The 21,496-nt window shown below is 44.6% G+C and carries 19 protein-coding genes; all 19 read right to left on the bottom strand.

Annotated elements, in window-relative coordinates:
- Nucleotides 1-9: 9 nt before the first annotated feature.
- The 19 genes from rng to mshL all read right to left on the bottom strand — a co-directional run bounded on the left by rng (nucleotide 10) and on the right by mshL (nucleotide 21,493).
- On the bottom strand, nucleotides 10-1,479 hold the full coding sequence (rng, locus tag OCU46_RS01510) for a ribonuclease G (RefSeq protein ID WP_141273039.1): 1,470 nt from the start codon (nucleotides 1,477-1,479) through the stop codon (nucleotides 10-12).
- A 16-nt stretch (nucleotides 1,480-1,495) separates the two neighbouring features.
- Nucleotides 1,496-2,071 carry a Maf family protein gene (locus tag OCU46_RS01505; protein ID WP_141273037.1) on the bottom strand — a complete coding sequence of 192 codons (576 nt, stop codon included), beginning with the start codon at nucleotides 2,069-2,071 and terminating at the stop codon, nucleotides 1,496-1,498.
- Nucleotides 2,072-2,074: 3 nt separating this feature from the next.
- Complete coding sequence (gene mreD, locus OCU46_RS01500; RefSeq protein ID WP_141273035.1) at nucleotides 2,075-2,563, bottom strand: rod shape-determining protein MreD; 489 nt, start codon at nucleotides 2,561-2,563, stop codon at nucleotides 2,075-2,077.
- Complete coding sequence (mreC, locus tag OCU46_RS01495) at nucleotides 2,553-3,449, bottom strand: rod shape-determining protein MreC (RefSeq protein ID WP_141273033.1); 897 nt, start codon at nucleotides 3,447-3,449, stop codon at nucleotides 2,553-2,555. The genes mreD and mreC overlap by 11 nt, the downstream gene beginning before the upstream one ends.
- 48 nt (nucleotides 3,450-3,497) lie before the next feature.
- Nucleotides 3,498-4,541, bottom strand: a complete 1,044-nt coding sequence (locus tag OCU46_RS01490) for a rod shape-determining protein (RefSeq protein ID WP_141273031.1) — start codon at nucleotides 4,539-4,541, stop codon at nucleotides 3,498-3,500.
- Nucleotides 4,542-4,691: 150 nt separating this feature from the next.
- Nucleotides 4,692-10,232 carry a DUF6701 domain-containing protein gene (locus OCU46_RS01485; protein WP_141273029.1) on the bottom strand — a complete coding sequence of 1,847 codons (5,541 nt, stop codon included), beginning with the start codon at nucleotides 10,230-10,232 and terminating at the stop codon, nucleotides 4,692-4,694.
- Nucleotides 10,225-10,695 (bottom strand): hypothetical protein, encoded by a 471-nt coding sequence (locus OCU46_RS01480; protein ID WP_141273027.1) that lies wholly within the window; start codon nucleotides 10,693-10,695, stop codon nucleotides 10,225-10,227. The genes OCU46_RS01485 and OCU46_RS01480 overlap by 8 nt, the downstream gene beginning before the upstream one ends.
- Complete coding sequence (locus tag OCU46_RS01475; protein WP_141273025.1) at nucleotides 10,685-11,398, bottom strand: PilW family protein; 714 nt, start codon at nucleotides 11,396-11,398, stop codon at nucleotides 10,685-10,687. The genes OCU46_RS01480 and OCU46_RS01475 overlap by 11 nt, the downstream gene beginning before the upstream one ends.
- Nucleotides 11,398-12,012 (bottom strand): type IV pilus modification PilV family protein, encoded by a 615-nt coding sequence (locus tag OCU46_RS01470; RefSeq protein WP_141273023.1) that lies wholly within the window; start codon nucleotides 12,010-12,012, stop codon nucleotides 11,398-11,400. The genes OCU46_RS01475 and OCU46_RS01470 overlap by 1 nt, the downstream gene beginning before the upstream one ends.
- A complete protein-coding gene (locus OCU46_RS01465; RefSeq protein WP_141273021.1) occupies nucleotides 12,002-12,505 on the bottom strand; it encodes a prepilin-type N-terminal cleavage/methylation domain-containing protein in 504 nt (167 codons plus the stop codon). The genes OCU46_RS01470 and OCU46_RS01465 overlap by 11 nt, the downstream gene beginning before the upstream one ends.
- 135 nt (nucleotides 12,506-12,640) lie before the next feature.
- Nucleotides 12,641-13,120 carry a prepilin-type N-terminal cleavage/methylation domain-containing protein gene (locus OCU46_RS01460; protein ID WP_141273019.1) on the bottom strand — a complete coding sequence of 160 codons (480 nt, stop codon included), beginning with the start codon at nucleotides 13,118-13,120 and terminating at the stop codon, nucleotides 12,641-12,643.
- A 121-nt stretch (nucleotides 13,121-13,241) separates the two neighbouring features.
- Complete coding sequence (locus OCU46_RS01455; protein ID WP_141273017.1) at nucleotides 13,242-13,697, bottom strand: type II secretion system protein; 456 nt, start codon at nucleotides 13,695-13,697, stop codon at nucleotides 13,242-13,244.
- Nucleotides 13,698-13,725: 28 nt separating this feature from the next.
- Nucleotides 13,726-14,310 (bottom strand): prepilin-type N-terminal cleavage/methylation domain-containing protein, encoded by a 585-nt coding sequence (locus OCU46_RS01450; protein ID WP_141273015.1) that lies wholly within the window; start codon nucleotides 14,308-14,310, stop codon nucleotides 13,726-13,728.
- A 90-nt stretch (nucleotides 14,311-14,400) separates the two neighbouring features.
- On the bottom strand, nucleotides 14,401-14,859 hold the full coding sequence (locus OCU46_RS01445; protein WP_141273014.1) for a hypothetical protein: 459 nt from the start codon (nucleotides 14,857-14,859) through the stop codon (nucleotides 14,401-14,403).
- Nucleotides 14,860-14,861: 2 nt separating this feature from the next.
- Entirely contained in the window at nucleotides 14,862-16,082 is a 1,221-nt protein-coding gene (locus tag OCU46_RS01440; protein ID WP_141273012.1) for a type II secretion system F family protein, read from the bottom strand.
- Between the two features lie 6 nt (nucleotides 16,083-16,088).
- The gene (locus OCU46_RS01435) at nucleotides 16,089-17,816 is read right to left on the bottom strand and encodes a GspE/PulE family protein (protein ID WP_141273010.1); all 1,728 of its coding nucleotides are present in this window, start codon (nucleotides 17,814-17,816) and stop codon (nucleotides 16,089-16,091) included.
- Nucleotides 17,806-19,017 (bottom strand): tetratricopeptide repeat protein, encoded by a 1,212-nt coding sequence (locus OCU46_RS01430; RefSeq protein WP_141273008.1) that lies wholly within the window; start codon nucleotides 19,015-19,017, stop codon nucleotides 17,806-17,808. Before OCU46_RS01430 ends, OCU46_RS01435 begins: the two co-directional genes overlap by 11 nt.
- Complete coding sequence (locus OCU46_RS01425; protein ID WP_141273006.1) at nucleotides 19,014-19,859, bottom strand: ExeA family protein; 846 nt, start codon at nucleotides 19,857-19,859, stop codon at nucleotides 19,014-19,016. The genes OCU46_RS01430 and OCU46_RS01425 overlap by 4 nt, the downstream gene beginning before the upstream one ends.
- Nucleotides 19,859-21,493, bottom strand: a complete 1,635-nt coding sequence (gene mshL, locus OCU46_RS01420) for a pilus (MSHA type) biogenesis protein MshL (RefSeq protein WP_167495434.1) — start codon at nucleotides 21,491-21,493, stop codon at nucleotides 19,859-19,861. Before mshL ends, OCU46_RS01425 begins: the two co-directional genes overlap by 1 nt.
- Between the last annotated feature and the right edge of the window lie 3 nt (nucleotides 21,494-21,496).

The following is a 21,496-nucleotide window of genomic DNA, read 5'->3' as shown; positions in this document are numbered from 1 at the left end:
AACACTATCCTACATCATAACTACGTCGAACTGCTCTTGAACATAAAGCGGTTCAGCGGTGATTTTAACTTCTTTACCAATAAACAGTTCTAGCTCAGCGAGTGCGTGAGACTCATCACCATGCAGTGCGTCTGCCACCGCTATCGAAGCATAAACTAAGAACTTATCTGCATCGTACGCTCGGTTTACTCGAGTGATTTCGCGAAGCACTTCATAACAAACTGTTTCAACTGTTTTTACTGAACCACGGCCTTCACAACTAGGGCAGTCAGAACACAATACATGTTCAATACTTTCCCTTGTGCGCTTACGAGTCATCTCAACCAAGCCTAATTGAGTGAAGCCATTAATGTTGGTTTTAACTCGGTCATTACTCAGTGCGGTTTCCAGTGATGCAAGTACGCGCTTACGGTGTTCATCGCTAGCCATATCGATAAAATCGATAATGATAATACCACCAAGGTTACGCAGTCTTAGCTGACGAGCGATGGCCTCTGTGGCTTCTAGGTTAGTATTGAAGATAGTCTCTTCAAGATTGCGTCGACCTACAAATGCACCGGTATTGATATCCACCGTCGTCATCGCTTCGGTTTGGTCAATGATGAGGTAGCCACCCGATTTTAATGTGACCTTGCGATCTAGCGAGCGTTGAATTTCACTCTCTGCATCGTACAAATCAAAGATAGGCTTATCACCATCATACAGTGCCAACTTATCCATCAACTCAGGTACAAACTCTTCCGTGAACTCAAGCAAAGAGTCATACACCATGCGAGAATCAACCTGAATTAAGGACAGCTCTGTACCAACGAAGTCACGCAAAATACGAGGAGCAAGGCCTAGCTCACCATAGAGCGTCGAGCGAGTAATGTACTTGGAGCGACGTTCCATAACCTTAACCCATAGGCGCTCAAGAAAAGCAGCGTCTTGTGCTAACTCTTTCTCATCGGCACCTTCGGCGGCAGTACGAATGATAAAACCACCCGACTCACTGCAGTAAGGGGCAACGATTTTCTTTAGACGATTGCGCTCTTGCTCTGACTCGATGCGTTGTGACACGCCAACATGGCTAGCGCCAGGCATGAATACAAGGTAGCGAGACGGGAGAGTGATATCAGTTGTTAGGCGTGCGCCTTTAGTCCCAAGCGGATCTTTAACCACTTGAACCACAATATCTTGCCCTTGGCGAACTAGCTCAGAGATATCTCGAACTTTAAACTGCTGCTTTTCATTCTCAGCAACACACTCGGTATGAGGAACAATATCTGAGGCGTGTAAAAAGGCAGCTTTATCCAGACCGATATCAACAAAAGCGGCTTGCATACCCGGCAGAACGCGACTCACACGCCCCTTGTAGATATTACCTACAATGCCTCGTCTAGCTTCTCTTTCGATATGGACTTCTTGAAGGACACCGCCTTCGATCATTGCAACCCGCGTCTCACTCGGGGTTGAATTGATCAATAACTCTGCACTCATAGCGCACCTCTAAATCTTATAAAAATTGGTGCAAGAGCTGTTCGGTTTCAAATAAAGGTAGACCTACAACTGCGTGGTAACTGCCCTCAATACGGGTAACAAACTTACCGCCTATCCCCTGAATTCCGTAGCTTCCTGCTTTGTCGCACGGTTCGCCTGTCAGCCAATAATCTTCTATTTCTTGGCGGCTGAGGGGCTTAAACCATACGTCTGTAATACAAATAATGGTTTCTGATTTTTCGGCGTCACATACACATACAGCCGTCATTACTTGGTGCTTAGCATTAGACAGTTGACCCAACATATCTAAGCTTTCTTGCAGCGAACTTGGTTTTTCGAATACTCGCTCGCCTTGTGTCACTATAGTATCGGAACCAATAACAATAGGGTTTGCACTGCTCTCTGAGCGAGCCTGTTGCAAAACCGTTTCTGCCTTACTTTCAGCTAATCGTTGTACATACTGATCAGGGGTTTCTCCCTCTGCACGCACTTCTTCTATATCACTGATTAGTATAGTGAATTTATAGCCGAGCTGGGATAAAAGTTCGCGCCTTCTTGGAGATGCAGACGCGAGGATTAGAGACTTATGCATGGCTTATCGTACTCTCCAAATGCGACGCACTCGGCGAAGCAATAAAAATAGCCATGGCCATAGAATACCGTTAATTAAACCTACCCACAGTGACGCAGGATTAAATACCACATCTTGGATGACAAATTCGCCAAAGAACTCAATTAAGACACTCAACATTGTAAGTAGTGCCATAATCAAAGCTTGCTGCCACAGCGCCATGTTACGAAGTACTAGGAAATTAATCGCGACTAGATAAGTAATGATTGCCATCATCATGCCACGAACGCCAAGCGTCGAGCCCAACAATAGATCCCAAATCAGTCCCAGAATTAAACCGGTTCCAACATTGACTCTATGTGGTGCAGCCATCACCCAATAACAGGTAACGAGCACTAACCAAGATGGGCGGAATACGTCCATAGTGCCCGGCCATGGGATAGTTTGCAGAACCAAGGCGATTAAAAATGTCATCCAAATAACGAGTTTGCTACTCAAGATACTATTCGCCATCTTCGACCTCAATGACTGGTTGCTCAGCCTGAACTGGCTCTTGCTCTAGAGTGATTTCTTGCTCATCTTGCTGTGGCCATACCAATAGCAAGTAGCGTAGACGACCAAAATCTACCGCGGGTGCTGCAGTAATCGTTGAGAACTCTCGGTGGTTATCAATTTGCACTTTGCTTACCGTAGCGACAGGATACCCCTCAGGGTAAATGCCACCTAAGCCAGAAGACACTAATACGTCGCCTTCTTGAATATCAAAGTTACTGGGTATGTGCTGGAGATGGATATTGGTTTGATCACCACTGCCTGCTGCAATCACTCGAATGTCATTACGAATCACTTGAACAGGAATAGCAGAGTTAGCATCGGTTAGTAGTAACACTCGGCTATTGTGAGCACCTACTTCGGTCACTTGTCCTACGATACCGTTTTCATTGATTACTGGCTGCCCCTGATAAACCCCATCGATATGGCCCTTATCAATCACAACCTGCTGATGATAAGACGAGGAGTCTACCGCCATTACTTCGGTAACCACCTTCTTTTCATCACGCACAAACGTTGAACCAAGTAGCTTTCTAAATCTTTGGTTTTCTTCTTTATATTGAGCGAACAAAGAAAGGTCGCTCTTCATTTTCAGAAGTTCTTCACGCAGCGCTTTATTGGTAGCCAGCAATTGCTGTCGGCTACTGAAGCGCTCATAAACGTTGCCAAACATACTGCGCGGTAAGTCCGCGAGATACTGAATTGGCGCTACCGTGCTATTCAACACGTAGCGTACATTTGAGAAGGCATCTAAACGACTATCAGCCAACATTAAGCTGGCTGATAGTAATACGGCAAAAAAGAGTCTCAATTGCAGAGATGGACCTCTGCCAAAGATTGGATTCATTCTTTATTACCCGTTCTAATTGCTAATCGGGAAAATCCAATGAAAGAGTTATTCTTCACTGAATAGATCACCGCCATGCATATCAATCATTTCTAAAGCTTTACCGCCGCCACGAGCAACACAAGTTAGTGGCTCTTCAGCAACAACAACTGGGATACCCGTTTCTTCCGTTAGTAGACGATCTAGGTCTTTAAGTAGCGCACCGCCACCTGTCAATACCATACCGTTTTCTGAGATATCAGAAGCCAGCTCTGGCGGACACTGCTCTAGTGCAACCATTACTGCAGAAACGATACCAGATAGAGGCTCCTGAAGGGCTTCTAGGATCTCGTTTGAGTTTAGACTAAAGCTACGAGGCACACCTTCTGCAAGGTTGCGACCACGAACTTCCAGTTCTTCCACTTCATCGCCAGGGTAAGCTGAGCCGATCATGTGCTTGATCTTCTCTGCTGTTGCTTCACCAATCAAGCTGCCGTAGTTACGACGAACGTAGTTGATGATAGCTTCATCAAAGCGGTCACCACCGATGCGAACAGAAGAAGAGTAAACCACACCGTTTAGTGAGATAACTGCAACCTCAGTAGTACCACCACCGATATCAACAACCATAGAGCCTGTTGGCTCAGAAACGCGTAGACCAGCACCAATCGCTGCTGCCATTGGCTCATCAATCAGGTAAACCTCACGAGCACCTGCTCCTAGCGCAGATTCGCGGATAGCACGACGCTCAACTTGGGTAGAACCACAAGGAACACAAACTAGTACGCGTGGGCTTGGTTTAAGGAAGCTGTTGTCGTGAACTTGCTTGATGAAGTGCTGAAGCATTTTTTCAGTCACGAAAAAGTCAGCAATTACGCCGTCTTTCATTGGACGGATAGCTGAAATATTTCCTGGAGTACGCCCTAGCATTTGCTTCGCATCATGACCTACAGCCGCAACGCTTTTCGCAGAGCCAGCACGATCTTGACGGATAGCCACTACTGATGGCTCATCAAGGACAATACCTTGTCCTTTAACATAAATTAGTGTGTTCGCTGTACCCAAATCGATAGACAGGTCGTTTGAGAACATTCCGCGAATTTTTTTAAACATATCTAAGCGCTCTTCTCACAATCTTTGGAAGACAAAATTGTACTAAATGTACCAATGCCACACTTATTCAGCAAGGCATTGGATTACAAAGATTGATATAAAGTGCCTTTTTCTGACGTTGTTCTGACTTAGGCGCCAAAATTGCCAGTTTTAATTACCCATTAGCGCCCTTTCGCCTTTGAATATGATTCGATCATTGCCTCGGAAGGTACCGAAGGTGACAACGGTTGATGGGTCTTCGTCGCCTTTGTCTCTCCAGTTGTATTGGAGCCATGGTTGGTCTGTGTATGAGACACCATTGCTACAGTCAACATCGCTTTCACCGCGCTGCGGGGATGACATTCCTTGACGAAGCCACAAACGAACCTGAGTTCTTTCATTTGCAGTTCTAGGTTGATGATTGGCTTGCAGAGCTGACGAGGTTCCTTCGATTACACTTTTCTGCCCATATGAATCAAGTCTTGCAATACTATCTCTTTGCGCAGCATCATTAGACCATATGGTTTGCAAACAATAGGCTTGAGCAGCATCATATTTACTACCTAGGTTATCATCACGATTGCGAACAAAGTTTTTGCTATCCCAGAACTCTGTTTTCAAAGGTACTCGAATCGTATCTCCAGTATTACCACCTACATCACCTAAGTGCATTCGACCGTATCGAAAATCAGGCTGAACGGAGAAGCGTTTACCTATATTGTCGTCTGACACTAGCGATGGAATATCTAACCCCAATATTTCTACATCATCCACTACATCACTCACCTCTAGGCCAAAGTCTACGTTATTATCTTTACCGAATGGGCCATCGGCAGTCGTTGTTAATGCCGAACTACCGGATGATGTCGTCTTTTTCCACAACGTGAAGTCATCAATACTTATGGACAATATCGAAGGATCATCAGCCAGAGATTTAGGCCAACTCTCTCCTCCCCAAGTCTGGATGCCATTTATTCTAGAATCTGCTACAAAATCTATCTCTGGAGACTCACTCTTGGTTTGCGCTACGTAATCCACTGAAGAGATCAAGCTGTTATTAAACAAACCATAGTTTTGAGTCTCAGAACCTGAAGCAGACATGGCCTGTAACTTAAAATTATGGGTAATTGGTTGACTCATATAAGCAAAGCCATCATGCCCCGAACTATACAGCCATTGTGTCCAACCGCCGTTGCTTGGGTCTAACATGACTAACTGCTGAGGCACGAAACGCCCCACGGTGCGATAGCCTGGCTGAATTGGCTCAAACAAATAATTTATATCATTTAGTGTCTTCGCTTTTACTCGTATGCTACCTGCTTCAGACCAGCGTAAAGCACTGAATTGTAGTGGACCATTCGAGTTTGTATCATTTGGTACACCGTTTTCAGGAACCCCCTCAAGGCCATCCTCACCTAGGCGACCACTAGGCGGAGTATCCAATTCAGCTTCTAGAATCGTCGAAACACTTGGGGCACTATTTAAGTAGAAATTCTTGGTTTCCAATTGAGCCAGATTTCCACACATCTCTGATACATCAATCTCACCTGATGTACTTCCACCGTTTATGAACTTAATTGGCACTGCATCTAGCGCGAATGGAATACCAGAGACGCTAAATTTAGAACCTTGTTCTGACGTTCCCGACATATCAGCACTTATCGGACTACAAAGTGCATAGGTCCAAGGGCGTGATTGTATGTTGTGGACGCCTTCATAGGTTCTACACTCAGGCTCATCTTGCCCTTCGATATTGATACATATCTCATCACTCATGATGTAGGATACTGCACCTGCTTCTTCGTAGTCTATTCGAATTCGGGCAGTCGAATTAGTACTAAAGTCTAGGCTGAAAGCGTTCTGCGGAGTGGTCTGCCAACCATTTGACTGTCTAGTATCTCTAATGCTAACAACTTCATCACTGCGCTGGGTAGAAGTTGGTAAATCATAACTAGTGACTGAGAGGGCTACATCTTTCACTCCATTGTAATCATCAGAAACTACAGCTTGATTTCCTTCGCATTGGAGAGGTTGAACATTCAGTCGATCCGATACCTTACCTGCAATAATGTTGGTTGGGTTGCTACTAAACCCGAACTTATAAGCTACAAACTTGTAGTTACCTGTTACTAAGGTGTTTGAGGAACTATCAGACAAAGTACCTTCCACAACTACATTGCTGACAGTGCTCTCTTCCAAATTTAGTCTCAGCAAACCATCACTGTTTGGCTTATAAGAGTTACCTCCCTCAAAACTACCCTCTAAAACGGTAAAGCTAGGCGCTGCGCCGCCAGAGGCAGTAATAACAATATTCCCAGTATATGATCCTGTAGGGTTACCAGATGAGTCCAAGACTTGGAAGTTTATTGTCTGAGGCTCACAGGTCAGTTCAATCCCTTGTGAAGGAAAGAGTTCTAAACCATAATCACCTGATGGAGGAAGACACTCATCCGGCACACCGTTGATTAGATACGAGTTGTCATGAACATGGACTTCAGGTGTAGTCACCGCACCAGTAATCCGCACCGTCTCTCTAAGCTCTACTTTCTTCTTAGCCAAAATGAGAGCTGAGAAGTTATAGCCAATTACGTCGTCCACATCCTTTGAATCAAATTTAATCTTCGAATCTTCGCTCTTACCATCTTGTTTACGATAAGTTGTGGTTGGGGAAATAATATAGAAGTTTTCAGGGTTACCATCATGTTGAACAGTACCGTTATCTTTTACTTCTAACTTGTGAACATATAGAAGTACTTGCGATCCAGGTTCAACCCTCAGTCGGCCATCTTTAACATCGATTCGTTGGATATTATAGGTACCTGAAGTAAGGGTTACGGTTTCGCCATTTTCTATTTCTAAAAAGCCATAGTCGCCAGGTATAAGAGTTTCATTTCCACTCAAGTCATATTCACCAAGCGAGTAATTATCGAAGGTCATAGAATCAAAGTCTGGAGCTTCTTGTAGTTTGAGGTCGTCAGCACCTTTACACGCCTGTCCCTCACAAAGGATATTGTTTTCTTTGTCGATCACGCTCTGGCTATAACCCACAAAAAACTCGCTATCTCTTTCAACAGCCCCAACAATGCGACTGCTCTCGTTGCCGCCTACGTGTAGTTTATCTCCTTCACTACCAACCCAAGTTTGAGAGACGTTTGGGAAGTAAAGACACATATCAGGGATATCAGGTTGCTCACAGTTGTCTGTTGTACGCTGAACACTCGCACTACCTAAAATCTCTAGCTGATCGGCAGTTACAGAGCCCAACACCTTAGTTGAGCCATTTAGCACCACTTTGCCCCGGCTAAAAATATCTACGGGGATATCACCTATAGAAACAGAGACAAGCGCAGTTTGACCATTCCAACTTTCACCCCAGACAAGCCAGGATTCCTCACCTTCACCCTCTAGAATAACCTGCGCGCCGTTACTAATATTGAGCTGATTAACCTTGAGTAGAGTCCCGCGCTTAACATACAAAGTACCTCCACTACTGAGAGTAAAGGTACCTACATCATAGTTTTGTCCGGTCAACTCATAAATGCCAGAGCTAAGCGTGATGCTTGAGTAATTACCAGGTTCAATGGGTTCGCGTTCGTCTGTCCACCCAATGACAATATTTTGCCCCGTAGGATTAAAATCCAATACTGCTGGCTCGGTTACCAATAGGCTTGTATCCGCAATACACTCGTTGCCGTCACATGCGGTTTGGCTATCAAAGTTCTTTTCTACAGCATGGAAACCTACATTTCCCTCTCCTGAAGCTGTACCTGTGACTGTAGCTCCACCACCAAATATAACGTTCGAATCACTATTATTGCTTCGAGACCAAGACTGAATGGCATTAGGAAATACGCTGCACTGTTCAGGGATTTCTGGAGGTATATCGGGTGCACAAGAGGCAGGGATGGTTGAGTTAATGCTAGAGGTATCGTGCAAATCTATATATGGTGAGGTAATTGCACCATATAAATTCACACCTTTATGAAGCTCGACCTCATTGTTAGAAACAATAAGTGCATCGAGGTCAAAAACACTATGTATCTTGACCTTGTCGTCACTCTCTACAAATATGAATAGCTCATTCTGGTTAATGGCTGAGGTATCAATTACACCACCGTTCTCTACCTCAAATTTGTGCAGATGAAGTACTGCTTTACCCGCAACTGTCAGCGTGCCACTGTCTTCAATATCAAGATCTTCAATGAAGTACTCGCCACTGCTTAGGGTGACATTATTTGAAATAGTTAGTTTGTTGTAGTTACCCGGAATCAAGGTCTGGCCGTCACTAGGTTCGACATTAGCTAAACCAGTATTATCGAACGACTCAAAGTCAGGCTGGGCAACTATTAAATTGGCGTTCCCGATACAGGCGTTGCCATCACAACCATCATCTCCATCGTCACGGAATTTATCTTCAGGATCAAAACCGATCTCCCCTTCATCAAAAGTACCTATGATTGAAGAAGAGTTTTGAATATGGATTTCAGGCTGAACATTGCCTGCAAAGGTACCATCCCAACGCTGCGCCGGGCCTGTAAACAAAGGGCATATTTCAGGAAGTTCTATCTCTGGAACCTCTGGTGGTGTCGATGCATCACAATTGACATTCGTCATATCCTCGCCACCGACCAGAATATTCACACTGTTAAGGTCACCAAAATCCACAGGTTGAACATCAATTAGATACCAGCCTTCTGTCGGAACATCCTCTCTGTAGAGATAGTAGTAAAGGTCACCTGTTTTGTTGTTACCACCACCAGAAGCGGGTTCAAAGATCAGCTGTATCTGATAGTCATTACCTGCCTCTGTTAGAGTGTCTCGAATAACTACGTCACCTTTCACGTATCCCGCAGGTGGTACCCAGCTATCAATGTTCGGATCATTAGTCCAAATAGGCATTAATATTTCACTACCTGCTCCACCGCCAACACCTTTGGTAGCTAATACTTTTTCCGTCAACTCGACATTCAAAAGCTCAAAAGCGACGCCAAATCTTTCGTTTGATTTGAAGTCACAGGTCTCAAGTTCAGGGGGAAGAATAGGTGGAATATCAGGTAAAGAGCCATTTAAAACGCCTCCTTCATCTATTTTCAAGTCACTTCCAGTGGAGATTGTTCCGTATAGGTCAGTAAAGGAGGTATCCATTGTACCAGCGGAAAAGATATGCCCATAGATTTCATCTGCATATTTAATGCTAGTGTCACCCGACGCGATCAAAACAAAGTCATTGGGATCCTCTGTTTGTACATTGATAGTACCACCATCAATGGTTAGCTTTTTTACGTAAAGGGTTGCAGGTCCAGAGAAAGCTATGAACTGATTTGAATCAAGCTTAAATTCATCACCAGAATAATAATAAATACCACTTGATAGCACAGTACCTTTGTCGGCATTGTTTATCTGAATAGCCCCATCAGGTATCGTAAAAGACGGTGTTTCGCCGAGCAGATAATTATCTTGGTCTGCAACACAATCGCGATTGCTGCAGGCTTTATTGTGATTACCATCTACAGAGTTATAACCAACCTTGTCTTTATCAGTAGCTCCACTCACTCGACCTTCTCCTGAGAAGTCGACTTTCTTACCTGTATTCCAACTCTGAATAGCTGTTTTGATGGAAGCTTGATTGTTGATAGGCAATCGAGCCTCAGCCAAAGTTTGAAAGCTGACTAGAGCAAATAAAACAACAACGTAAGATGAAAATCTACTCATCTCTAATTCCTTTAACCCAAACTGTTTGCTCGCGCTGAACTTCAAATATGTTGCCATCATTACAAGTAGCAACTGAGGTGACTCTGAAATAACGTAGATCTTCTGGTACGCCTGATGCTGGTGATTCGCATGTGATTATAGGAGCACTGCATGGTGTGCCACTATTTTCGACGAGAGCTATTGCTGCATTTCCAGCACTACTAGAGAGGTTGCTGCAACGAGCTAAGATATCATCAACACTCTCTTCACCATTAAGTGGAAATAAATGCGTTAGACCCCATTCATTGCCCGCCTGTGCTAATAAGCTAGCTTGATTACCCAGCAACTCTCTAGTTAGCGTATCTTGATTTGACCAACTTATTCTCAGCATACTCAAGGCCAGCATCCCCATCACAACTATGACGAATATAGCCACTATATAGACATTGCCCTGTTGGGCCTTTTGACTGTGATTACGGAACATTTTTCACCTGCACATCATGCTTGTAGTAACTCCGCTCATCACCACTAAAAAATAGGAAGTCTAGGTGTATCAAGCCACCTCGTTGCAGTGAGGTATCTTGAAAACGAAACTCACTTTGCGTGGAATCGATGCCCTTAGTGACCACTATGTCATTTCTTCTCAACTCATCGTCTGAGGTAATGCAGTACTCGACCTTGTTGGTGCGGTAGATAAAATGTCTGTTTGCTGCAGAGTCACTCGGTGGGTTCATGGTTACGCTAAAAAACTCGTCACTCTCTGAAGATTTAATTTCAGCAATTGAAACGCTTTGACCATTATTCTGCAGATCAGCCATCCTGCTTGGGTTAATAACTAAGCGCGTACCAGTTGGAAAGGTATGGGGATATTCAAGCTCGTTGCCAACAACAAACTCAATGCGACCAGTATCTTCTCGCCTAGCATAAAATCCCGCATACTCGATAGGATAAAAAGAAAGGCATTGATTGTTCGAAACTAAGTCAAAACTATTCGGGACAGCATGGCTGATCTCACGCTGAAGCTTCTCAATAGCAAACCGAGCTTGATTCTGAAGTCTCTGTCTATCAACCGTTTGAGTGTAACCTTTGGTACCGAACTCAACAAAGCCAGCAATACCCAAAAAGATTATAGCGACCACTACTATAGTGACTATCATCTCTATGAGGGTGAAACCATTTCTTCGCATCAGTAGTTCCCCCTGTGGGCAACAAAGGTGAAATCACCATACTGACTTGCCGTAATAACAACGGTTACCACTTTAAAAATCTCTCGCGGTAAGCCGCCACCTTCCGCTGGAACACCGAGCCTAGTGTCATAGTCATAATTAACTGAAATTTCAGCGCGGAACCCTAGATAGTCATTTGAAATATTATTACCAAAGATATCGTTTAGGTTGCCCGCTTCATCAACGCGACAATTTGCCTTAGATTGATTCGTCGTATACCAGCATCCAACGTAGTCATCTACATCATTGAACAGTTCTGGTGGCTCAAAATTATCAGGCCCAAATGCGGCGGATGGCGTACATGAAATGATATTACCTTGAGTATCTAGATAGTCATCCTCACCACAGCGGAACTCTCCACCGTCATGATCACTGAGGTCATCGAAGTTTCTAGATAGAATTTCAGTCATCAGACTATTAGCCAGCGCTGATGCACGAACCTCGTAATACGGTTTCGCTGATTGTGCTATCTGAGGGTAAAGGAAAGAAGTCAATGTAATCATTGCTAAGCCAAGGATGACAATTGCAATGATGCTTTCTATAAGAGTAAAACCAGCTACCTTTTTAACAGCCATACACGTACCCCTGGCTATTAATACAAATAAGTTCGGATTCTGCAGAACTAGCAACATGAATCTGCACAGGGTCACTACAAGTATGTGTACTGCCATTCGGTGTAGTGCAGATTACTGGGTTACCGAGCAAATCAAAATCGATGTTCAATGGAGGATTGAAGCTCATATCTTGCTCTTCAATCACCACTTTATGGCTGAACGGTTCGTTAGTATCCGAACTGCACGCCTGCTTTGAACCAAGGCATTTTCCTGTGATGACTAATTGGTATCTATCATGAAGAGTATCTGTGTCTTCAATATTGGACTGCATTCGCCCAAGCTGAATTTGCCTAATCACCGCAATACCTTGCTGTTGAGCTGCTTGCGCTGAAAACTGAGAGACACCAATGAATTTGCTAGCTGCATACAAAGACATGATCGCGACCACAATAATCACGACGATAAGCTCTACCAAGGTAAAGCCTTTCATGTTCTTTGTCGGAGGGTGGTCCATTGCTTGTCCCTAACCAATGAAAACGTAAGTAATTAGATTATATGGAATTGAAAGCAATCTTGCTGAGAAATAGCGTGATTGTTAGAGCTAAAAAAGGCCAGCTAAGCTGGCCTTTTGAAAAGTTATAAAAGTGGGCTAGCACTTATCATCTAGAACAACAGCTTTCGCTGTCAAACCTACCGCTGTACTTGTTGCTTGTTCATATCGCACATGACACCCACTTGCATCAGTGAAGCCTTCTTGAGACTGTCCTTTAAAGGTATATGAAATAGCATTGGTATTAGTAACACCTGCAGCAGAAACAACATCCCAATCTGCGTTCAGTCCGTCTACTGCTGCTGCAATACCAGCTGAAGTTGCCGTAGGATAACCGTAAATTGTATCAATACCTTCAACATCAACATTTATGCCACTTGTTTCCTTGCCCTCAATCGCAGCCTTACCGTAAACGATAGAACCTGCGCCAGCCATTGCACCTTTTAAGCCTTGTAGAGAAGACTCACGCGCATCAGATTGTAGATTCAAAAAGCGAGGAGCAGCAGTTACAGCTAGGATACCTAGGATAACGATCACTACTACAAGCTCAATCAGTGTAAAACCGCCTTGCTTTTTCATATTTTAATACCTTTTTATGTGGGTAATCATAATGTTACTAAATATAATAACGTGTAATTATTTATAAACAAGATGTATGCGACTATTTTTACTGCACATCATCCCATTTCATCCGAATTTCTTAACAGCCGGTTTCGACAACCGTTATTGATGGTGCCGAACCCATGACCGCATTTTCATATATAACTGAGCATTGTGGGTCGCTAAGCAATTCTCTTCCCGCAAATGTTACGACTAAGCTATCCGAAATAACCTCTTCGCTAAATGCCCAGTCAGCTCTATCTTCTAGCCCTTGCACTGCTCGCACAATGCCTAGTTCGCTGGCTTCTGGGTAACCAAACACCAACGCAATATTGCTAACAGAAGCAGAAGTAGCCCTTTCGACACCATTGATTGCAGCTTTGCCATAAACAATTGAACCAGCTCCAGCCATCGCCCCTTTCATTCCTTTCAGTGCTGATACTCGAGCATCAGACTGAAGATTTAGAAAACGAGGTGCTGCTGTGACAGATAAGATACCCAAGATCACTATCACAACAACTAGCTCAATCAACGTGAAGCCAACCTGTTTGTTCATCGAACCACTTACTCTATTTAGACCTAACTTAGTTGAGCGTTACTTGAACACTGCCTTTTGATACATCGTATTCAAAGTAATGCGCAACAGTGCCTTGGGTACCCTCAAGCTGAGTATAACGACACACAAAATTACTCTGCTTCTCAGCCTCGTACTTATATGAGCTATCTGCAGTTACTTCACTTGGAATACCTACTTTAGGTGGATTCTGCAAAAGATTATTCATTAAGTCGCTACATGTCTGATTATCGGTAATTGTCGTTGGTGCAGTACCTGACTCAGGTGCTGTATTATCACCAAAATAAGAAATCGGGTAACCATCACGAAGTGATGCACTGCCATTAGTGGAAGTTAGGAAAAAGAAGCTACCATCGTAATCAACATAATTACTATTTGAACTTGAGCCACTCACATTAGGACGAACTTCCGCTTCCCACTGTGCACGAGCTGACAACACTGCGGTAGCAAAACCACCAGCAACACCTTCAACACTGGCTTCTTTCGCCTTGTCTGTTACATCTAAAAATCTTGGTAGTGCTGCTACGGCTAGGAGGCCCAAAACAACAATAACAATCACCAATTCAACTAGAGAAAAACCTGCATTACGTTTCATAAAAATCCCTCTTGGGTACAACTTTGGACGGCAGATTATATATATATCGTTCAAATAATCTACTATTTATGTAAATTTAAGTAAGAAAAGTCATGGTATTTGTTTCCTGATTGATAATCCTCCCTGAATCATATTTACGCTCAATAGCTCACCATTTTTAAAGGCATAGGTGCACGAATAGATATCCTTTTGCTGTAACAAACTACTCGATACTGGAGAGTAATCTTGCTTTGGTACTGGCAACAATAATTGCTCCCATGCATCGCAGCTTTTCACCCCATCGAGATAAGGGGTCACCCATCCTTTATTGTTAAAACGAACTATTGCTCCCTTTATTTCTGCATACTCTGGTTTCCCATTGAGTTCCCAGTATTGACGCAGATAATTGGCTCTATCTAGTGCTTTGACGCTAATCAAAGACACTGAAGTACTTTCAGCTTCGATAGTGACTCGGTTTAACGCCGCCACCAAAGTACCGATTAATATCAATACCACTGCAGCCCAAGCCGCCAAGTGGTTTATCCTTGTGTTGCGATAAGTTGTTTCCACATCTAACCCTGCATCGCATCTAGCATTCCCCACATAGGCAAGAAAATACCTAGCGCAAGAATCAGTACCATGCCCGCCACTATCACCAACAGAATGGGTTCAATTCGCGCAGTGAGTGTTTTTAGGTCGTAATCCACTTCTCGGTCATAAAAGTCGGCGACTTCAATTAATAGCTCATCAATTCGACCGGTTTCCTCACCAACAGAGATCATCTGCTCAACCAATGGAGTGAAGATGCCCGTGTTCTTTGCAGCACCAGAAATAGCAGAACCCGCTTCAATGGCAGACTTCATTTCTAATAAGCGAGCCTCAAGGTATTTGTTGTCCATCGACTCAGCAGAAAGAGCCAAAGCGTTGTTTAAAGGCACACCTGATTGCAACATCAGGGAAAAGGTTCGAGAAAAACGTGCCAATTGAGCTCGGTTGACTATGTCACCGACAATCGGAAACCTAAGACGCATTTTGTCCCACTTCTCTCGCCCTTCAGCTCGGCTAATCCAAGCCTGAAAAGCAAATAAAGCCCCTGCCATCACCGCAATAACCAGCGTCCAATACTCGACAAAGAAGTTTGATGTTCCTATCAAGATGCGTGTAGGCAATGGCAGATCGACCCCAAAGCGACTGAACATGCTGGCAAACTGCGGGATTACCTTGATGTTAAGTACAAACATGGCAAGAGTAATAAACCCCAAAACTAGAATTGGATAACGCATTGCGGTTTTAATCCGCTTGCGTGTTTCTAGCTCTTGCTCGTAGTAGTTACTCAGCTGTAATAAAGCTTTATCTAAACGACCTGTGCTTTCGCCTACCGAGATCATCGACACAAATAACGGGCTAAATACATTGGAATGAAGCTGCATTGAAGCTGAAAGGCTACGGCCATTAGTTAGCTCATTTCCCACTTCTTCTAACGCTTGCTTTAACTGCTTGTTGGTCGCATCGGTCGTCAGTCCTCGAATCGCTCTAAGTAACGGGATACCGGCTTTGGTTAGGCTGTACATTTGGCGACAGAAGATAACGTACACTTCCAGTGGCACAGCAGGAGTAAACATTGCCTTCCAATCAAAATTACCTTTGTCAGAAGATTTACCCGTGCGCAGAGAAATTGGAATAATTCCTTTCTCGATCAAGGCTTCTGCAGCCAACTCTTGAGTTGCCGCATCCACTAGGCCATTCACTTTCTGACCTTCTAAGTTTCGTCCTTGATATCTAAACGTCGCCATACAGCCCTACAACATATACGCTTCAATTAAGCCAGAGCTATCGCCCTCACCCAGAGTCATAACTTCTTCTAAGCTAACGGTTCCTTCCATCGCTAACTCCATCGCTGACACCAGCAATGGTTTATACCCTTCCGTTCGACGAGCTTGTTTTGTAAAGCCAACCGCATCATTGGAGCGCAGTGCATCCATTAAAGGCTGATCTAGTTCAAGTAGTTCAAACACGCCCACACGGCCTTTGTATCCAGTTAAATTACAGCTTTGGCAGCCTCGCCCTTTAGTAAAGGTGATTGATACTTGGTTCGGGAATCGCGCCTGCAACCAAGTTTGTTGGTGCTCACTTACTGAATGAGTTTCACCACAGTCTCGACATACACGGCGGATTAGGCGCTGCGCTAATACCGCACGAACAGAACTCGCTACCAGATACCCCGGTGCGCCCATATCCATCATACGAAGAGCGCTGTCTACGGCATCGTTGGTGTGAAGCGTGCTCAATACCAGGTGACCGGTAAGAGCTGCTCGCAGGCCAATTTCAACGGTTTCTTGGTCACGCATCTCACCCACCAGAATAATATCTGGATCTTGACGTAAGAAGGTTCTGAGTACGGTAGAGAAGTCGAGATTGATCTTAGTGTTTACCTGAACCTGATTCACTCGTGGTAGACGATATTCAACAGGGTCTTCCACTGTGATGATCTTCTTACCTGGAGAGTTAAGCTCTGAGAGTGCTCCATACAGAGTTGTGGTTTTACCCGACCCTGTAGGCCCAGTAACCAAAATCATTCCGTGTGGACGCTTTAGCTGATAACGAACTCGATGAAGCAGGTCTTCCGGTAGCCCAGTCTCATCTAACTGACGCACACCTGCTGTTTGGTTGAGCAAGCGCATCACTACCGACTCACCGTATTCAACGGGCATCGTCGACATACGAATATCAATAGATTGACCTTTCACCTTAATGTGAAAGCGTCCATCCTGAGGCAAACGCTTCTCAGAGATATCAAGGTCAGCCATTAACTTCAGGCGAAGCACCAGTGCCGAGGCTATGTTGACCTCATTAAGCACGGTCTCATGCAAAATCCCATCAACACGCTGACGCAGGCGCAGTACGTTTTCATCGGGTTCGATATGGATATCCGAGGCGCCGACTTGAACCGCATCCTCGAACAGAGAATTGATAAGCTTAACGACAGTAACTTCATCACTGTCTGCGTCACCGCCTGCATTAATATCAAAGCTATCTGTCGGTTGATGCTCAGCATGCAATTGCTCTGCAAAAGACGCGATTTCTTTGGTTCGACGGTAGTAGCGATCAAAGCCAGAGACCAGTTGGCGTTCTGAAGCAATAACCAGTTCAACATCATAATTCGACAGCAAACGCATCACAGACTCTTGCGCGAACAGGTCTGCAGGATCACTCATCGCCACACGCAATGTGTGCCCATTTCTATCAATGACTAGCGCTCTCAAACGACGAGCATGCACTTCGGGTAACAATTGCACGGCTTCAATATCTACTTGTGCAAGATTGAGGTCGATAAGAGGTAAACTGAGTTGCTGAGACAAGAACTCTAACAGTTGTTTCTCAGTAATAAAGCCTAGCTGAATTAAAGAGTCACCCAACTTCCGCCCAGTTTGCCTTTGTGCTTCAAGGGCTTGCTGAACTTGGCCTTCAGAGACAATCTCATTTTCTACCAACAAATCGCCAAGGCGTTTTAACAGTTTAATTGCCATCAGAGTTCCCCTCTAACGATTCAATCAGCTGTAAACGGTCTCGGATAAAAGATTGGGTTTTTCTTGAAACGCCGACTAGGCCAAGTGCTTTAGTATACGAGTCATGAGCTTGAGAGTACTCTAGGCGACGCTCCTGCTGAATCGCTAATCCCAGCCACCAGCGCGCATTGTCAGGGTCTAACTCAGCAAGGCTTTGGTAGCTCTCTAACGCTACGTCCGTATTCTTTATTTGCTGTGCAACGCCTGCACGCAAGGCGAGATAATCCTCGCTCGCATTCTCAGGAACATACATTAGCGGATTAAGCGCCGCTTCTGGTTGCTGCTCTTTAATCAACAACTTAGCCAATGCAAAACGAAGCTCTTCGCTTCTATCATTCAATCGAATGCCATCTTGTAGCAAGGTTGCGGCTTTTCTGGCGTCTTTACGACCGTAATAAAGAGCCGATAGTTTTTGACGCACGTTCTCATCGCTTGGCACGAGGCGAAGTGCTCGGCTGTATTCTGTAAATGCCGTTTTCACATCATTAGAATCCAGAGCTTTCTCCGCGCGAGAAATAGATTTATTCGCGAGCTCTCTTGGTGTTAACTCAACCTGTTCGACAGTCATGCTTTCATTGGCAGGAGTCTCGACTTTAGCAATCAATACAGGCTCTTTTTTTACCACCGCAGATGGCGCGACAGCAGGAGTCTTAACTGACTCGACCTTAGCGACCTTCACCGGCACGGTTTTTACTGGTACTGGAGTGGTCGTTACAACCGATTGCACTGTCTTAGTTGTGCTCGTCGGTTTAGTCGTTACCACTACTTTCTTTGGTGCTGGTTTAGCTTCTGGTTGTTCTTCAAATGATTTAACTGAAGGTTGAATGGTCTGCGTAGTGTGTATCACAACAGACTCTTGTACCTTGCTATGAGTTGGTGAAGGCACAGTTCCGCGTGTCTCAACCTCAGCCTCGGTTTGTGGGCTAAGCTCATGAACTTTAGTCACAGTCAGAACCTCATTAGAGGACTCAATACTCGCTACTGATGTCTGCTGTTGTGAAACTGCCCAGCCACCTATCGCCATACTGATTGCAAAACCGCCCACCAACCATACAACTGGTTTTGAGCGTTTGATTTCAGGCACTTCAGCCTTGGTAATGGCTTGCCCTTGCGGCTTCTCTTTCTCAGCTAGCTTAGATAGAGCACTGTTAACTACACTCATACTTGTTGCCACCCCCATAAACATGGCGTTTTGTATTTCGGCTTTTGCATAACGTATGTATCTTTCATTGCGTCAAATAGATGTCGATTTGCGACGGTTTGTTTGTCTGAAGTAAATGCCAGCAGCAAGGCCTTATGACACAACTGATTAATAATTCTTGGAATCCCTGAAGCGGCTTTCCAAATCGACTTTTTCTGACTCATGTTGAACAAGTCTTTGCTACCCCCGCATGAGGTAATACGATGATCAATATAGGCAGAAGCTTCAGCTAGTGTCAGCGGTCGAAGCTGAGCACTGAATGTGATTCTCTGACGAAACTGACGCAAGTGATGTTGAGCTAAACGTTCTTCAAGCTCTGGCTGACCAATCAATACCATTTGCAGTAGCTTGCTGTTTATCGTTTCTAAATTGCCAAATAAACGAATGGTCTCTAATGCTTCGTCGCTAAGCGCTTGTGCTTCATCGATTAGAGCAACGACAGGCTTGCCTGCCTCTCTCAGCTCCACCAACTTACGCTGAACATTATCGACAATGGCCCTCGAATCACTGGTATCGACTTGCAACTCATTGGCGATCGCAAAGCGAATCCCATCACCATCCAGCACTGGGTTGGGTAGATAGACGAGTGAATAGTCATGCTCAAGTTGTTCAATGAGCATTCGACAAACCATAGTTTTACCGGTACCCACCTCGCCGGTGAGCTTGATAACGCCCTCGCCCATGGTTACCGCAGACATTACGGTATGGATGGCCTCATAGTGTGGAGCCAACCCGTGGAAAAGCTCAGTATTAGGGGTCAGCCCGAACGGAGGCTGACTAAAGCCAAATCGCGAAAAGTACATTATTGCCCTTCAGGGAACCACTCATTCAATAAGTTGCGCGAACGCTCAATCTCTTGCTGCCAGGTGTTCACACCTACAACGGTTGGCTTGAGCAGGATAACTAGCTCGGTTTTTTCTGTTGTATTCACCGTATTTCGGAACAAATGTCCAAGAGCAGGAATGTCGCCAAAGAAAGGAACCTTCGAAACGATTTCTTTACTGGAAGACTTCATCAATCCACCGATCACAACCACATCACCATCAGTGGCACGAATGATGGTGTCCGATTCCCGAATAGAGCTTTTTGCCAGTGGAAGCTGAATCACACCCGCTGTATCACCTAGATCGATTGCTTTAATTTCTGTGGTGACCTCAATAACCGCAGGGTGTACATGTAGCAGCACATTGCCTTTATCATCTATTTGTGGAGTCACATCCAAAGAGATACCGGAGAAGAACGGGGTTAGCTCAACATCTGGAGCGACGTTAGCATTGTCACCACTACCTACTGTGCTAGAAACATCTGTAACGAAATACTCGTCTTCACCGACCTTAATCAGCGCTTTTTGGTTATTGGCTGCTGTCACTCTTGGACTAGATAGAACGTTTAGATCACCTTGCGTTGCCATGAAGTTTAATACGGCTTCAAAATTACCATCAGAGACCGTAACGCTAGTTGATCCCCCTAATAAATCAGCTATGGGGTCTAAACCTGCTAGGGTTGAGGCTGCACGATTTACCACCACATCAGCACCACCAATTGATGCGCTCATGTTGGTCCATTCGATGCCTTGTTGATATCCATCATTCAAGGTCACTTCAAGGATCTTAGTTTCAAGGATAACCTGACGCTGAAGGCGAGCTTGAGAGACACCAAGGAAGCGACGAATCTCACGAATTTCATCTGGATAAGCACGTACGGTAATAACACTCGCTTGTGGAGAAACAACGACACTGCGCCCATCACTCGAGCCAATCAATGTTGCAACAGCGGATTCCAATTGAGTCCAGAAGTCACTTTCGCTGAGTGTTTCGATGTCTGTGCCACCGGTTTTTTCCGTTGAGCTAGAGTTTGATGAAGAGTTCGAACTTGAGCTAGAACTTGAATCAGATGAACTACTACTAGAGCTATCATCTTTTGACGTTACAGAACCATTAGTAATCGACGTTAAAGAACGTCCCATTCTTTTCATCTGCAAGTAATCTACAGGGATGGTTTCTGTGCGCAGACCTGCTGGGTAAACCTGAATCACCTTGCCAGATTTAATCACATCGTAGCCGTACATATCGCGAACAACATTAAGCACTTCATCCATAGTGACATCAGTAAGGTTAACTGTGATGCGCCCTTCTACATTCGGATGAATTGCAGCACTAAATTCAGTACCTTTGACTAAGCTGGCAAAGAAAGCCTTAGCTTGCACGCCGTTAGCTTGTACTCTAAATCGCTTAATTGTGGGTTGGTCAGACGGAGACAATCCTTCAAGATCTGGCATCAGATCCGCTTGTACCGACTCTGGCAACTCATCCAAACTTTTACTGTTGGCTTGATTAGCAGCTTCGTTCAAGGCTTGTTTTATCTCAACTGGATCCTTGTGCCCCATTGAGCACCCAGATAAAACTGCTATAACCGTCCCTAGGAATATAATACGCATCAA

Source organism: Vibrio comitans (genome assembly GCA_024346835.1).
Classification (GTDB): domain Bacteria; phylum Pseudomonadota; class Gammaproteobacteria; order Enterobacterales; family Vibrionaceae; genus Vibrio; species Vibrio comitans.
The sequence above is the reverse complement of the archived record's forward strand: the minus strand, read 5'-3'. Positions and strand labels throughout refer to the sequence as shown.

Excerpts from the sequence above, each read along its gene's own strand:
- OCU46_RS01470 (WP_141273023.1), bottom strand. The coding sequence starts at position 12,012 with ATGGCTGTTAAAAAGGTAGCTGGTTTTACTCTTATAGAAAGCATCATT.
- OCU46_RS01450 (WP_141273015.1), bottom strand. The coding sequence starts at position 14,310 with ATGAAACGTAATGCAGGTTTTTCTCTAGTTGAATTGGTGATTGTTATT.
- OCU46_RS01440 (WP_141273012.1), bottom strand. The coding sequence starts at position 16,082 with ATGGCGACGTTTAGATATCAAGGACGAAACTTAGAAGGTCAGAAAGTG.
- OCU46_RS01455 (WP_141273017.1), bottom strand. The coding sequence starts at position 13,697 with ATGAACAAACAGGTTGGCTTCACGTTGATTGAGCTAGTTGTTGTGATA.
- OCU46_RS01460 (WP_141273019.1), bottom strand. The coding sequence starts at position 13,120 with ATGAAAAAGCAAGGCGGTTTTACACTGATTGAGCTTGTAGTAGTGATC.
- OCU46_RS01430 (WP_141273008.1), bottom strand. The coding sequence starts at position 19,017 with ATGAGTGTAGTTAACAGTGCTCTATCTAAGCTAGCTGAGAAAGAGAAG.
- rng (WP_141273039.1), bottom strand. The coding sequence starts at position 1,479 with ATGAGTGCAGAGTTATTGATCAATTCAACCCCGAGTGAGACGCGGGTT.
- OCU46_RS01505 (WP_141273037.1), bottom strand. The coding sequence starts at position 2,071 with ATGCATAAGTCTCTAATCCTCGCGTCTGCATCTCCAAGAAGGCGCGAA.
- OCU46_RS01480 (WP_141273027.1), bottom strand. The coding sequence starts at position 10,695 with ATGTTCCGTAATCACAGTCAAAAGGCCCAACAGGGCAATGTCTATATA.
- OCU46_RS01435 (WP_141273010.1), bottom strand. The coding sequence starts at position 17,816 with ATGGCAATTAAACTGTTAAAACGCCTTGGCGATTTGTTGGTAGAAAAT.
- OCU46_RS01425 (WP_141273006.1), bottom strand. The coding sequence starts at position 19,859 with ATGTACTTTTCGCGATTTGGCTTTAGTCAGCCTCCGTTCGGGCTGACC.
- OCU46_RS01475 (WP_141273025.1), bottom strand. The coding sequence starts at position 11,398 with ATGCGAAGAAATGGTTTCACCCTCATAGAGATGATAGTCACTATAGTA.
- OCU46_RS01490 (WP_141273031.1), bottom strand. The coding sequence starts at position 4,541 with ATGTTTAAAAAAATTCGCGGAATGTTCTCAAACGACCTGTCTATCGAT.
- mshL (WP_167495434.1), bottom strand. The coding sequence starts at position 21,493 with ATGCGTATTATATTCCTAGGGACGGTTATAGCAGTTTTATCTGGGTGC.
- OCU46_RS01465 (WP_141273021.1), bottom strand. The coding sequence starts at position 12,505 with ATGGACCACCCTCCGACAAAGAACATGAAAGGCTTTACCTTGGTAGAG.
- OCU46_RS01485 (WP_141273029.1), bottom strand. The coding sequence starts at position 10,232 with ATGAGTAGATTTTCATCTTACGTTGTTGTTTTATTTGCTCTAGTCAGC.
- mreC (WP_141273033.1), bottom strand. The coding sequence starts at position 3,449 with ATGAATCCAATCTTTGGCAGAGGTCCATCTCTGCAATTGAGACTCTTT.
- mreD (WP_141273035.1), bottom strand. The coding sequence starts at position 2,563 with ATGGCGAATAGTATCTTGAGTAGCAAACTCGTTATTTGGATGACATTT.